Annotated in this window: 13 protein-coding genes; 3 read left to right on the forward strand and 10 right to left on the reverse strand. The window is 57.7% G+C overall.

What is annotated here, in order from left to right; genetic code table 11:
• Nucleotides 1-75 precede the first annotated feature (75 nt).
• The 9 genes from EL29_RS14805 to EL29_RS14845 all read right to left on the reverse strand — a co-directional run bounded on the left by EL29_RS14805 (nt 76) and on the right by EL29_RS14845 (nt 8,731).
• A complete protein-coding gene (locus EL29_RS14805) occupies nt 76-678 on the reverse strand; it encodes a cupin domain-containing protein (RefSeq protein WP_013027187.1) in 603 nt (200 codons plus the stop codon).
• Between the two features lie 384 nt (nt 679-1,062).
• Entirely contained in the window at nt 1,063-1,962 is a 900-nt protein-coding gene (locus EL29_RS14810; RefSeq protein WP_014594600.1) for an ABC transporter substrate-binding protein, read from the reverse strand.
• A 9-nt stretch (nt 1,963-1,971) separates the two neighbouring features.
• A complete protein-coding gene (locus EL29_RS14815; RefSeq protein WP_014605057.1) occupies nt 1,972-2,766 on the reverse strand; it encodes an amino acid ABC transporter ATP-binding protein in 795 nt (264 codons plus the stop codon).
• On the reverse strand, nt 2,750-3,676 hold the full coding sequence (locus tag EL29_RS14820) for an amino acid ABC transporter permease (protein WP_028715798.1): 927 nt from the start codon (nt 3,674-3,676) through the stop codon (nt 2,750-2,752). Before EL29_RS14820 ends, EL29_RS14815 begins: the two co-directional genes overlap by 17 nt.
• Nucleotides 3,677-3,685: 9 nt before the next feature.
• The gene (locus EL29_RS14825) at nt 3,686-4,198 is read right to left on the reverse strand and encodes a GNAT family N-acetyltransferase (RefSeq protein ID WP_014605056.1); all 513 of its coding nucleotides are present in this window, start codon (nt 4,196-4,198) and stop codon (nt 3,686-3,688) included.
• A gap of 10 nt (nt 4,199-4,208) precedes the next feature.
• Complete coding sequence (locus tag EL29_RS14830; RefSeq protein WP_014594604.1) at nt 4,209-5,147, reverse strand: ABC transporter substrate-binding protein; 939 nt, start codon at nt 5,145-5,147, stop codon at nt 4,209-4,211.
• 11 nt (nt 5,148-5,158) lie between these two features.
• Complete coding sequence (locus EL29_RS14835) at nt 5,159-6,472, reverse strand: LLM class flavin-dependent oxidoreductase (RefSeq protein ID WP_033766210.1); 1,314 nt, start codon at nt 6,470-6,472, stop codon at nt 5,159-5,161.
• Nucleotides 6,473-6,548: 76 nt separating this feature from the next.
• Nucleotides 6,549-7,703 carry an amidohydrolase gene (locus tag EL29_RS14840; RefSeq protein WP_019104824.1) on the reverse strand — a complete coding sequence of 385 codons (1,155 nt, stop codon included), beginning with the start codon at nt 7,701-7,703 and terminating at the stop codon, nt 6,549-6,551.
• Between the two features lie 26 nt (nt 7,704-7,729).
• A complete protein-coding gene (locus EL29_RS14845; protein WP_019104825.1) occupies nt 7,730-8,731 on the reverse strand; it encodes an LLM class flavin-dependent oxidoreductase in 1,002 nt (333 codons plus the stop codon).
• A gap of 295 nt (nt 8,732-9,026) precedes the next feature.
• Here EL29_RS14845 and EL29_RS14850 point away from each other — a divergent pair, with 295 nt between their 5' ends.
• The 3 genes from EL29_RS14850 to EL29_RS14860 all read left to right on the forward strand — a co-directional run bounded on the left by EL29_RS14850 (nt 9,027) and on the right by EL29_RS14860 (nt 11,045).
• Nucleotides 9,027-9,266, forward strand: coding sequence for a hypothetical protein (locus EL29_RS14850; RefSeq protein WP_028715800.1), 240 nt, complete (start codon nt 9,027-9,029; stop codon nt 9,264-9,266).
• Nucleotides 9,267-9,319: 53 nt separating this feature from the next.
• Complete coding sequence (locus tag EL29_RS14855) at nt 9,320-10,486, forward strand: amidohydrolase (RefSeq protein WP_013027197.1); 1,167 nt, start codon at nt 9,320-9,322, stop codon at nt 10,484-10,486.
• Between the two features lie 76 nt (nt 10,487-10,562).
• Nucleotides 10,563-11,045, forward strand: a complete 483-nt coding sequence (locus tag EL29_RS14860; protein WP_014594608.1) for a YlaC family protein — start codon at nt 10,563-10,565, stop codon at nt 11,043-11,045.
• Here EL29_RS14860 and EL29_RS14865 read toward each other — a convergent pair.
• A complete protein-coding gene (locus tag EL29_RS14865) occupies nt 11,042-12,445 on the reverse strand; it encodes an aminotransferase-like domain-containing protein (RefSeq protein ID WP_024471042.1) in 1,404 nt (467 codons plus the stop codon). The two genes, EL29_RS14860 and EL29_RS14865, sit on opposite strands and share 4 nt — an antisense overlap.
• Nucleotides 12,446-12,489: the final 44 nt, after the last annotated feature.

Below are 12,489 nucleotides of genomic sequence, written 5' to 3' on the forward strand. Positions count from 1 at the left end.
AGCGGGGCCGGTTGCCGCTGCCAAACCTCTGCAGCCACGTCTTCATCCCTTTTGGGCAGCCGGTCCCTGTGCGCGCTACGGGTTGTGCATCATGGCGGCAACCGGGGTCCAGATCTCGGTCATCGCGCCCGCTTTACCCGTAAAGGGATCCCGTTTTGGCAACGGGACTTTTTTCACTTTTTCCTGGGACAGTTTGAGCTGGCCGATTTCATCGCGCAGAATTTCAGGCTTCAGCCCTTCAGGATAGGCACCTACCGCCAGGAAATCTTCGCTGGCGGAAACCTGTCGATGCCCGACACCCGCAGGGATCAGCACGGCATCCCCTGCCCGCAGGGTAATCATGCGGCCACTGTCGCCCCCAAACAGCACTTCCGCCCAGCCTTCAGCGACGCCAAGAAGCTCATGCGTATTAGGATGGTAGTGCATATAGGGAAACAACTGATCGCGCCAGTCAGGCGGCCAGCCATTTTTTTCAAAGGTTTCCTCGAACCAGGTGGCGATATTCTCTTCGTCCTCCGGCACCACGCGTGGCCAGATAATGAGCGGCAGCGGATTGTTTGGTACACCGGCAGACGGGCTGGCGAACATTAAATGTTGTGGGTTATTTGATGCCCCAGCTGAAAATGTGCCTGCTGCGAAAGACATCAGCAACATCAGACTGGAAGTTTGGGCAGTCATACAATGTCTCCTTTTTTTCTTTAGTGTGACAAAGGTCGCAGGGTTGGAATGTGCGCTATACATCACAATTTACATAATCACTCTAACTCGCTAACCAAAGCCAAATTAGTTGTTAACAATATCTCCTTAACCCGCTAAGTCTTTTTTATCTGGTAGGATTAATCTGTAAACGGTGCGGCGGCCACCGTTGCCCGCTGAACCGCCCGCTTTTTTGCCGCCGTCAGCGCGAAGATGAAGACCAATACCGCCAGAAAATGACGGGCCGATGACACAGCCCCGATCTGCTGCGCGGGCTGTTGCAAGGAAATAAAAAAACCCGCCAGAGCTGACGGGTCGGTGCACGTTCATGGGCCTTAACGGAAGCGCCTGGCTGGCTCGTTTTACTCAGTAAATAATCCCGGGTGGATTAACCATCGAATGGGTAATCGCCTCATCCTGCTCGCCCCAGCGTTGTAACACCTGGCGATACTGCCCGCCGGCAATAGTGCCATCCAGCGCGGTTTGCAGCGCCGCGGCCAGGCCATTGCCTTTTTTCGTGGTCACCGCTACCCAGGCGCGGTAGGGCCCCTCGCCGACTAATTTCGTCTGGCCGCGTGACGCCACCTTCCAGGCCGCCACGGCGTGCGGACCAAACATCGCATCTGCCCGCCCTGAAAGCAGATACAGCGTGGCCGAGGCATCGTCGGTCAGGTAAATCGGCGTGACCGGTGGCAATCCTTTCGCCCGGTTCTGTGCGTCCCAACTGAGTAAAATACGTTCCTGATTGGTGCCGGAGGCCACGATGATGCGTTTGCCCGCCACGTCTGGCGGAGAAGTTATCGCGCTGATCGGACTGTCCGCCTTGACGGCAAAGGCGTGGTTATCGGCCCGATAGGTCGCAAAATCAAACTTCTTTTTCCGCTCTTCGGTCACCGCGATATTAAACATGGCCACGTCATAGCGCCCGGCACTGATCCCCAGCGGCCAGTCCTCCCAGGAAGCCGGTACCAGTTTAAGTTTCAGCCCGAGGCTGTCCGCCAGCAGGCGGGCAATATCCGGATCGCTGCCAATGCGGGTCACGTTATCCGCCGCCAGCAGCGCCAGCGGCGGTGAGTGAGTGGCTGAAGTCGCTACCGTTAACGTGCCGGGCTCAACAAAATGAAAATCCGCCGGAATTTTTTTAACCGCCTCAGGGTTCACCGGCGCGTGAATCGGCTGTTCATTTCGGGCGACATCCGGTTTTTCCTCGGCAAAAACCGCGCCGCTCACCAGCAGCGCGCACAGCGTCACACAGGCATATCTCATTCTGGCCCCTTAGAGTACGCGCGCCAGAAAGCGGCGCGTTCTCTCATGTCGTGGGTGGTTTAACACCTGGCTACTGCTGCCCTGCTCGACAATTTTTCCGTCCACCATAAACACCACGTTGTCAGCTACCTCGCGGGCAAATCCCACTTCGTGTGTCACGATGACCAGCGTGGTGCCCGATCGGGCCAGCTTTTTAATCACGTCCAGCACTTCGCCGACCAGTTCCGGATCCAGCGCCGAGGTTGGCTCATCAAACAGCATCACCCGGGGTTGCAGCATCAAAGCCCGGGCAATGGCAATGCGCTGCTGCTGCCCGCCAGAGAGATGCCGGGGCCACGCATCGGCCTTATGACGCAGGCCGACGATATCCAGTAGCTCACCGGCACGGATTATCGCTTCACGCTTCGAGAGCTGACGGTGCGCGATGGGCGCTTCGATTAAATTTTGCAGTACCGTAAGATGGGGAAACAGATTGAAGTTCTGAAAGACATAGCCCACGTTAATGCGCTGACGCAGAATCGCCCGCTCCTTCAGCTCATATAGCCTGTCACCCCGACGCTGATAACCAATGTAATCGCCGTCAATCTGGATAAACCCTTCATCCACGCGTTCCAGGTGGTTAATGGTGCGCAGCAGCGTCGATTTTCCCGATCCTGATGGCCCCAGAATCACCGTAACGGAACCGGGTGCCAGATCCAGCGAGACGTTGTCCAGCGCCTTGAGCCTGCCGAAACGTTTGCTGACGCCGGTAATGCTGATGGCTCCGGTGGTAGGGGATAAATGGTAATCAATGGCTTCGGACATGGCCGATCTCCTCAACAGGATTAAGCGGTGCGACGCGAGTGCGCCATTGTCGCCAGCGCGACGGTTGGGGTTCACGGCTGACGCTGCGAGCCAGCCAGCGCTCAACGCTGTGCTGAATCACTGACAGGACGGTGGTGATAATCAGATACCAGGCCGCGCCGACCATCAGTAACGGGATCACTTCCTGGTTGCGGTTGTAGATCATCTGGATGGTGTAAAACAGTTCCGGCATCGCCAGCACATAGACCATCGCCGTGCCCTTCGCGAGGCTGATAATCTCGTTAAATGCCGTCGGAATAATGGCGCGTAACGCCTGAGGCAGAATGATGCGAAAGGTGCGACGCGACGCGGACAGCCCGAGGGCGGAAGCCGCTTCCACCTGACCGTGATCGACACCCAGAAAGCCGCCGCGAATGATCTCTGCACTGTAGGCTGCCTGTACCAGCGTCAGACCAATCACCGCCGCGGGAAACTGGCCCAGCACATTGATGGTCTGAAAATGGCCCCATGACAGCGAGGTAAAAGGCACGCCAAGAGAGAGCGTGTCGTAGAGATAGGAGAAGTTGTAGAGAATGATCAGCACCACGATCAGCGGCAGCGATCGAAACAGCCAGATGTATCCCCATGCCAGGCTGCTTAACAGCCAGGACGACGAGAGCCGCGCCAGCGCCAGTACGCCACCGAACAGCAGGCTGAACACCGTGCCCAGCAGGGTCAACAGCAGCGTTTGCCCCAGGCCATGTAAAATTACCGGATCAAAGAACCAGCGGGCAAACACGCCCCATTCCCAGCGTGGATTAAACGCTACCGACTGCACCACGCCCGCCAGGATAAACAGCGCTACCACGGCGCCCAGGATGCGGGCGGGATAGCGGGCAGGCACCACATGAAGTTGTTGTTGATGACGCATGCTCGCTCCTTAACTTGCCTGCGCAACGCTGTGCACGTCGATGACTTTGATGAAGCGTAAGCGTCCATCGTGCGGTGGCTGTCCGAAACGCTCCAGATCGCCACTCAGATCGAACTGCGGCTCATAGCCGTGGCCGGTATATAAGCGCACCGCCTCGGGCTGGCGGAAACCGGTGGTCAGAAACAGGCGCTGATAACCGGCGCGCAGCGCCCGTCGCTCCAGCTCTTTTAGCACCACCAGCGCCAGCCCCTGACGGCGCAGGTCGCCACGCGTCCAGATGCGCTTCAGCTCTGCCGTGTGCGCGTCGTAAGGTTTATACGCGCCCATGGCGATAATCTCGCCGTCGCGCTCCAGCACAATAAATAAGCCGTGCGGCGGCAGATACCATTCGGCCTGCTCCTGTTCCTGATGGCGGCTGAAATAATCGCCATAGCGGGCCGCATATTCACCGAATAAACCGGTCAGGATGGGCACCAGCTCCGGCGCATCCGGTGACAGCTCGCGGAATTGCAGTTCACTCATCATGCGCTCCTTAGTCACCCAGACCCGGTGGATTAATCTCGGAATGGTCGATGCGTTCAACGCCCTCGCCCCAGCGATCCAGCACCTTCTGATAGTCACCATTTTGAATGACGCCGTTCAGGGCGGTGCTGATCGGTTCAGCTAACCCACTGCCTTTTTTTACCGTGACGGCAATGTGCGCGGCTTTCGGCCAGCCCCCATCAACGCTGCCGACCAGGCGGGTTTTGCCGTTGAGCGCGGCTTTCCAGGCACCGATCACGTTAGGGCCAAAGTACGCATCCGCTCGTCCGGCCTGCAGCGCCAGCGTCTGGGCGGCGTCATCTTTGGTGTAAATCGGCGTGAAAGGCTTAAGGCCCCTGGCCTGATTTTCTTTATCCCAGGCGAGTAAAATCGCCTCCTGATTGGTTCCAGAACCCACAATGATGCGCAGTCCGGCAATATCCTCGGCTTTAGTCAGCGACTGGATTGGGCTGCTGGTTTTGACGTAAAACCCCAGCGAGTCTTTACGGTAGGTCGCAAAATCAAACTTCTCTTTGCGCGCCTTCGTCACGGTGATGTTGGTAATGGCGGCATCATATTTTCCCGAGGCCACGCCGAGCGGCCAGTCTTCCCAGGAGGCCGGCACCACGTTGAGCCTCAGCCCCAGGCTGTCGGCCACCAGCCTGGCGATATCGACTTCGCTACCCAGCAGCGTTTTATTGTCATCCGAAAAAACAGTGAGCGGCGGGGAATTCAACGCCGCTACCGCCACGGTCAACGCGCCCGGTACGGCAAAATGATAGTTGGCGGGCAGCTGCGCCACCGCGCTGGCATTTTTCGGCGTGTGGATCGGGGCTTTGTTGGCCTCAAGACTGACGCGCTGGCCATTTACGGCGACACTGGTGCTTTCCGCCAGGCTGCCACCGCTGACGCTAAGCATCAGCAAGGCGATAAAACTCGTTTTATGCATAGCAAAGGCTCTTATTGTGAGGTGAATTGATTAACCGGCTGTGGCAAGGCAAAGCTGTCACGCAGCGTTCGGCCCGGGTAGTCACGTCGCGCTAACCCGCGCGCCTGCAAGACGGGCACCACCTGGTCAACAAAACGCTCAAAGGTATCAGGCGTACCGCCGTTGATGATGAAACCGTCTGCCGCCTGGCTTTCAAACCACAGTTGCAGGCCGTCGGCGACCAGCTCCGGTGTGCCATGAAACAGCGGACGTGGCGTGGCCGCTTCCAGCGCCGCCTGACGCAGCGTGTGCCCCTGCTCGCGGGCTTTGCGTTTAATCTCGTCGGTGGTACTGCGGAAACTGTTCTGGCCAATATCACCGAGATCGGGAAAAGGCGCATCGAGTGGATACTGTGAAAAATCGTGATGGTCGAAGAAGCGACCGAGATAGTTGAGCGCATCCTGGATGGAAACCAGCGCGGCGGTGGTTTGATATTGCTGCTCCACCTCCTCTGCATCTCTGCCGACAATCACGCTTACGCCCTGAAAAATATGCAGATCCTGTGGCTGACGGCCGTTTTTCACCAATTGCGCTTTAACATCCCGGTAAAAAGCCTGGGCTTCTTCTCGCGTTGGCTGATGCGTAAAAATGGCATCGGCATGACGCGCCGCCAGCTTTTTGCCGTCCTCCGAGGCACCTGCCTGAAAAATGACCGGTCGGCCCTGCGGCGTGCGGGAAATATTGAGCGGTCCCTGCACCTGAAAGAAGTCGCCGTGATGGTTAAGCGTGTGCAGCTTCGCGGGATCGAAAAACTGACCACTCTCTTTATTGCGAACAAAGGCATCCTGTTCCCATGAATCCCACAGCCCTTTCACCACCTGCAGATATTCGTCGGCAATACGGTAACGCAAGGCATGTTCAGGGTGCTGCTGGCGAGAAAAGTTCTTCGCCGACCCTTCCAGCGGAGAAGTGACCACGTTCCAGCCCGCACGTCCGCCGCTCAGGTGATCCAGGCTGGCGAACTGGCGCGCCACGGTAAAGGGCTCGCTATATGAGGTGGAGACGGTGCCTACCAGCCCCAGATGTTCGGTGACGCCAGCCAGAGCCGACAGCAGCGTTAAGGGTTCGAACCGGTTCAGAAAGTGGGGAATCGATTTTTCGTTGATAAATAAGCCGTCGGCGACAAACAGAAAATCCAGTTTGCCCTGCTCCGCTTTACGCGCGATTTTTTTCGCGTAGTCAAGGTTAATGCTGGCATCTGCCTGGGCTGCCGGGTGGCGCCAGGCCGACATGTTTCCAGAGGCGCCATGCAGAATGGTGCCCAGTCGAAGCTGTCTTGTGGTCATGATGTGCTCTCTTTTGTGCATCAGGATGCCAGGCAGCTGTCCGGGACAGCCACACAGGCACTTCAGGCGGTTGAAATCAATTCAGGGCGGGTTCACGACATCGGTCGTGAAGATGGTGCAATGCCTGCCGGGCGAGTTGCGCAAAATAGTGAGCGGCGGGCGCTATCGAAGCTTCGTCGGGGGTGAAACCGGCATGATGCAGGCCAAAGTCGCTGGCGCTGCCAATGCTGACAAACGCGCCCGGCACCTGCTGGAGGTAGAAGGCGAAATCTTCCCCACCCAGGTGTAGATCGGCAGTCTGAACCCGATAGCCTACCTGGCGAGCCACCTCACTGCTGAACTGCGCCCAGTCCGCGTCGTTAACCAGTACGGGCGGTCCGGCATGCCAGTGCAGACTGGCCTGAGCGCCATTCGCCAGGGCGATGTTCTCCACCAGCGTGCGAACACGTTTTTCCAGTTCCGCCCGCAGTTGCAGATCGTGGGTGCGGGCCGTACCGCCAAACTCCACCGTTTCCGGCAGCACGTTCCAGGTCTTGCCGCCGTCAACGCGGGTGATACTGAGCACCAGGCTATCGAGCGCATTAAAGCTGCGACTGGTCAGCGCCTGCAGTGCCTGAATGATCTGGCTGGCGACCACGATGGCATCAACGCCCTGCTCGGGATGCGCAGCGTGCGCGCCCTTACCTGTCACGTGGATAACAAACTTGTCGGCATTGGCATAAAACGCCCCACCACGCGTGGCGAAGGTCCCGCTCGGCAAGCCTGGCTCGTTATGCATGCCAAAAATGGCCTGTACCTGATCCAGCACGCCAGCCTGAATAAACTGCCTGGCACCGCACGCAATCTCTTCGGCTGGCTGAAATAAAATACGCACCCGTCCACGAAGCTGATGTTGCTGAGCCTGCAGTTCGAGCGCCGCCCCAAGCATCACGGCACTGTGTAAATCGTGGCCGCAGGCGTGCATGACTCCCGGCTGGCGAGAGTGAAAACTGACGCCGCTGGCCTCGTGGATAGGCAGCGCATCAATATCGGCACGCAGTGCAATCAGGTTTTCACCGCTGCCGATTTCCGCGACCACGCCGGTTTCCAGTGGATAATCCAGCAAGCGAATGCCGGCATTCTGAAGCCACTGGCGTAACCGCGCGGTCGTCGCAAACTCCTGGCCGGAGAGTTCAGGCCAGGTATGTAATTCACGTCGCCATTCAATTAACTGTGCTTCGTTCAGACTCATGGTTTACCTCGGCTAACACATCGTGCTCAGGCGGCGACCCACTGATGGGTGGCCAGTAGCTCCAGCGATCGGTAACGCGCGCGGGGATCGGCAATCGGCGTGTCGATAACAAACTCGTCAATGCTAAAGTTGCGCTGCAGGGCCTCCAGTTGGGCGTGGACCTGTGAAGCGGTGCCTTTCAACAGGGACGGCGTACGAGGCTCAATCAGGTAGTCCGTAAAGCCGCCCTGACGAACATAACGCTCCGCCTGTTCCAGGCTGGCGACGTTCACGCCTGGCCCGTTTTTGACCTGCACGTGAAAATGCCTGAGATCGGCCACCAGCAGCTCGGCCTCGGCGGGCGAGTCAGCTACGACCACCTGCACCGCCACCAGCGCCCGTTTGCCCTGAGCCTGTTGTGAATAGGCCCGCAGAGATCGCGCCAGAAGCTGACGATCGCCGTTGATATGCGCGGCAAACACGAACTGCCAGCCCAGCCGGGCCGCCAGCCGTGCACTCTCTTCGCTCCCGCCTAACAGAAACCGCTGAGCCGGACGGGCCGGTAACGGCGTCGCGCGCACGGCTTCGTCATCGTCCCGCGGTCCTGTCTCAGGCTTCAGCCAGCTGTCCAGTTGCCTAAGCTGTTCGTCAAAACTGCCCTTTTCGTCCTGGTGGACCCCAAGCTGCAGTGCCCGAGTTGAAAGCGGCAGGCCGCCCGGTGCTTTACCGATGCCCAGATCGATCCTTCCCGGCGCCAGCGACGCCAGTAAATTAAAGTTTTCTGCCACTTTGTAGGGGCTGTAGTGCTGCAGCATCACCCCGCCAGAGCCGATACGAATATGTTGAGTTTGCGCCACCAGCCAGGCAATCAACACCTCAGGTGACGGGCTCGCCAGCTGCTCAATATTGTGGTGTTCAGCCAGCCAAAAGCGGTGATAGCCCCATTTTTCAGCCTGTTTCGCCAGCTGCAACGTGCGCTGGAGCGACGCCGCCGGTGTTTCACCTTCCGCTACGGGGGCTTTGTCTAACAGACTTAACTGATATGCCATTCACCTGTCCTCACTCATTTCCGTTATGGGCCAGTGTGGCGATGAGGATATATTTCGTAAAACAATAAATATGAGAATATGAAGTTAAAAAACGGCAATAGAATTTAAATAATAAAGTAATTAACCGAGGAGATTATTATTTCCGCGCGTAAAACATGATCGCGGAGAAGAGTAAAAAATCGCTCAATCACCATTTGCGTATTTTAACTAAGCTTTGATTAATTCCTTATTTTATCCGCGAAAGATCTCGCCTGATGATGATTCATCAAACTCACGATCTCAAGGCAAGAAAAGCATGGCAAAATTCAGCATGTTATTACACCGTCTCTTTTCAGGTAAACAGGGTTCAGACTGCCAGCACAGCGCAGTAAAAGCGCAGACGGCGCGGGCGGGCTCAGCCTCTGACAGCGCGTTATCCCCCCGCCATCATGTGTCGCGAGATAATAATCAACCTGCCGGTGCGCCGGTTTTATTTACCCATGAAAACGCCCCGACGTTATTACGCGATTACCCCTGGCAACCGAATCATCTTTAATCACCCGTCAGCAGCCTCAGATAAGGCGTTGGCCTGTTTAAATAAGGAGACTCATGACGTCATTATTAACGGAACAGCTGGTGCAGTGGCGTCGGGAATTGCACCAGCATCCCGAACTCTCTCATCAGGAGTTTGCCACCACGGAACGTATTACACGCTGGTTAAAGCAGGGTGACATTCGTTTGCTGCCCCTGCCGTTGAAGACCGGCGTGGTGGCGGAAATCGGCCAGGGAGAACCGTTGATCGCCTTTCGCGCCGACATTGATGCCCTTCCCATCGATGAAGGGGTGAACGTACCCTGGCAATCCCAGCGGTCAGGCGTAATGCACGCCTGCGGGCACGATATTCATACCGCGGTGATGCTCGGCGTGGCACATCAGCTTAAGCAACGCGAAGCCACGCTGCCGGGCCGCGTGCGGCTTCTTTTTCAGCCCGCAGAAGAGACGTTTGAAGGGGCCAGCCAGCTGCTTGCCGCAGGCGCGCTGAACGGCGTAAAGGCCATCTTCGGCATGCATAACGCGCCCGATTTGCCGCTGGGCACGCTGCGAACCCGGCCAGGCGCGTTTTACGCCAACGTTGACCGCTTTACGATTCGGGTGCATGGCAAGGGCGCCCATGCCGCACGGCCTCAGGAGGGTATTGACGCTATCGTCATTGCAAGCCACATCGTCACCGCCCTACAGACGCTGCCTGCGCGGGTGTTTAGCGCTCTGGACACAGTCGTTTTGAGCGTCACGCGTTTTACGGCGGGGAACACCTGGAATGTCCTCCCGCAGCAGGTAGAGCTGGAAGGCACGGTCCGCACCCATAATGCAGCGCTACGTCAGCAGATACCTGAGCGTATGACCACGCTGATTCAGGGCCTCGCAGCAGGCTTCGGCGCGCGGGCAGAACTGGAGTGGATAGCAGGGCCGCCTGCCCTGATCAATACGCCAGAATGGGCAGAGGTTGCGCTGGACCAGGCCGCCCAAAGCGGCTATTGCGCGGAAGAGGCTGCAACGCCGCTGATGGGCGGGGAAGATTTTGCTTTTTATCTGCAGCAGGTACCGGGCGCCTTTGTGAATATCGGCAGTGCCAGCGCGTTTGGCCTGCATCATCCAGCTTTTAATCCCGATGAGGCACTGTTGCGGCCTGCTGTCGACTATTTCACCCAGTTGGCACCGCGCGCCCTGAACATCGTGGCGGCACAGTCCGTGCGTGAAAGCGAAACTGTTATATAAAAAATGGCGTCATCTGTGTCTGAACGGCTTGACTGTTATCTGTTCTAATTGCTATCAGTTGAAAGTGAGGGGAACGATGGACGCCATTAAACAGATCTTGATCGACGAAATTAATACGCTCAACCGTGAAGAACGCCGCGATAACCTGCCGCGTTTCAGCTTCTCTTTTTTGAAAAAGCATCCCGGGCTGTGGGCGGTGATGTACCTGTGCTACGGCCTGTGCGTGGCTCTGATTTTTTCCACTGAGATGCTGGGCTGGCCGGCGTTTTGGTTTGCCACCGCTTTTGTGCTGGTGATGAGCTTTCTGATGTTGCTGGACATCAATCCCAAATACCGCTTCGAAGATATCGATGCGCTGGACCTGCGGGTTTGCTACAACGGCGAATGGTATTACGTGCAGCCGGTGCCTGAACAGGCGGTCTCGCGCATTATGTCTTTACCAGATGCGCCAGAGCGCGTGAAAACAGGGATTGATCGTTTGCTGAAACAGAAAGGCGAAGTGGACTTTTACGACGTTTACTACCTGACATGGGGACATCGCCAGGCCGCGCAGGTTTAATCGCCGGCCATTTCCGCCATAATTTCACCCAGCGTAACGACTGCCGCCTCGGCCCGTGAATCCCAGGGCCAGGCGGTATTGAGCCGGAAACAGTGGCTGAACTGTTCACCTGCAGCAAACATCTGCCCCGGCGCAATACTGATGCCTTTCGCCAGCGCCCGCTGGTAAAGCTGCGTGGTGTTGATGCTGTCCGGCAGCGTGACCCATAAAAAATATCCCCCCGCCGCGTCACTTACCGTTGACTGCGCAGGCAGAACCTTTATCAGTGCCTGGCGGGCCAGCTGCTGGCGCTTGACCAGGCTTTGCCGCAGCCGTTTCAGATGATTATCGTAGCGGCGGGTTGCCAGAAAATCGGCCAGCGCCAGCTGCATCGGTGCGCTGGTAGAAAGCGTGCTCATCAGCTGCAGACGTTGAATGCGCTGTGCATGCTGACCTGCCGCCACCCAACCCACCCGAAATCCCGCCACCAGTGATTTTGAAAATGATCCACAGTGCAGCACGTTGCCCTCGCGGTCCCAGGCTTTGGCCGGCAGGGGCGGTGCGCGTTCGTCCCACAGCTCTGCGTACACATCGTCTTCAATAAGCGGCACCTGATGACGGGCCAGTAACGCCACCAGCTGCTGTTTACGCGCGGGCGTCAAGGTAACGCCTAACGGATTTTGCAGGGTCGTCATCAGCCAGCAGGCCTTCACCGGCCAGCGCTGAAGCGCATCCTCAAGCTGCTGTAAATCAATGCCGTTCTGGGCATCGCTCGGAATAGCCAGCGCCTTGAGCTTAAGCCGTTCAATCGCCTGGAGTGCGCCATAAAAGCTGGGCTGCTCAATCACGACATAGTCGCCGGGTTCGGTCAGGGACTGCAGACTGAGGTTCAGCGCCTCCAGCGCACCGCTGGTGATGACGATTTCATCGGGCGATAAGGTCATGCCCTGGCGGGCGTAGCGCTGGGCCAGCAGCTGGCGCAGCGTCGCATTGCCAGGCGGCAGGTTATGTAACGCATCGGTAGGCGTCAGCTGGTGGGAAACGTTCGCCAGCGAGCGCATAAGCTGGCGCTGGGGAAACAAAGCCGGATCGGGAAACGCTGAACCAAACGGCACGATGGCCGGATCGCGCGTGGCCTGCAGGATGTCGAAGACAAAGTCGTTGATATCTACCCGCTCGCTAATGGCCACGCTGAGCGGCGCGGCCGCCAGCGCCCGCGGCGCCACGTAATAGCCGGACTGCGGACGCGAGACGATCCATCCCTGACTTTCCAGCAATTCATAGGCATGCAGCACGGTCATCAGGCTCACCCCCTGCCGGGCGACCTGCTGGCGCAGCGAAGGCAGTCGGGTGCCTGGGGGCCAGATACCGGCTTCTATTTGCTGCTGAATGTCGTCCATTAATCGCTGATATTTCGCCACGGCATGTTGCTCCTGATGCTGAGGCGTCACTTTAGCATGTTGAA

This window comes from Pantoea ananatis LMG 2665 (assembly GCF_000710035.2).
Taxonomy (GTDB): Bacteria; Pseudomonadota; Gammaproteobacteria; order Enterobacterales; family Enterobacteriaceae; genus Pantoea; species Pantoea ananatis.

Bases quoted from the DNA above. Each gene is read 5' to 3' on its own strand.
- EL29_RS14815 (WP_014605057.1), bottom strand. From the start codon at position 2,766: ATGTCCGAAGCCATTGATTACCATTTATCCCCTACCACCGGAGCCATC.
- EL29_RS14835 (WP_033766210.1), bottom strand. From the start codon at position 6,472: ATGACCACAAGACAGCTTCGACTGGGCACCATTCTGCATGGCGCCTCT.
- EL29_RS14860 (WP_014594608.1), top strand. From the start codon at position 10,563: ATGGACGCCATTAAACAGATCTTGATCGACGAAATTAATACGCTCAAC.
- EL29_RS14855 (WP_013027197.1), top strand. From the start codon at position 9,320: ATGACGTCATTATTAACGGAACAGCTGGTGCAGTGGCGTCGGGAATTG.
- EL29_RS14825 (WP_014605056.1), bottom strand. From the start codon at position 4,198: ATGAGTGAACTGCAATTCCGCGAGCTGTCACCGGATGCGCCGGAGCTG.
- EL29_RS14845 (WP_019104825.1), bottom strand. From the start codon at position 8,731: ATGGCATATCAGTTAAGTCTGTTAGACAAAGCCCCCGTAGCGGAAGGT.
- EL29_RS14840 (WP_019104824.1), bottom strand. From the start codon at position 7,703: ATGAGTCTGAACGAAGCACAGTTAATTGAATGGCGACGTGAATTACAT.
- EL29_RS14810 (WP_014594600.1), bottom strand. From the start codon at position 1,962: ATGAGATATGCCTGTGTGACGCTGTGCGCGCTGCTGGTGAGCGGCGCG.
- EL29_RS14850 (WP_028715800.1), top strand. From the start codon at position 9,027: ATGGCAAAATTCAGCATGTTATTACACCGTCTCTTTTCAGGTAAACAG.
- EL29_RS14830 (WP_014594604.1), bottom strand. From the start codon at position 5,147: ATGCATAAAACGAGTTTTATCGCCTTGCTGATGCTTAGCGTCAGCGGT.
- EL29_RS14820 (WP_028715798.1), bottom strand. From the start codon at position 3,676: ATGCGTCATCAACAACAACTTCATGTGGTGCCTGCCCGCTATCCCGCC.
- EL29_RS14805 (WP_013027187.1), bottom strand. From the start codon at position 678: ATGACTGCCCAAACTTCCAGTCTGATGTTGCTGATGTCTTTCGCAGCA.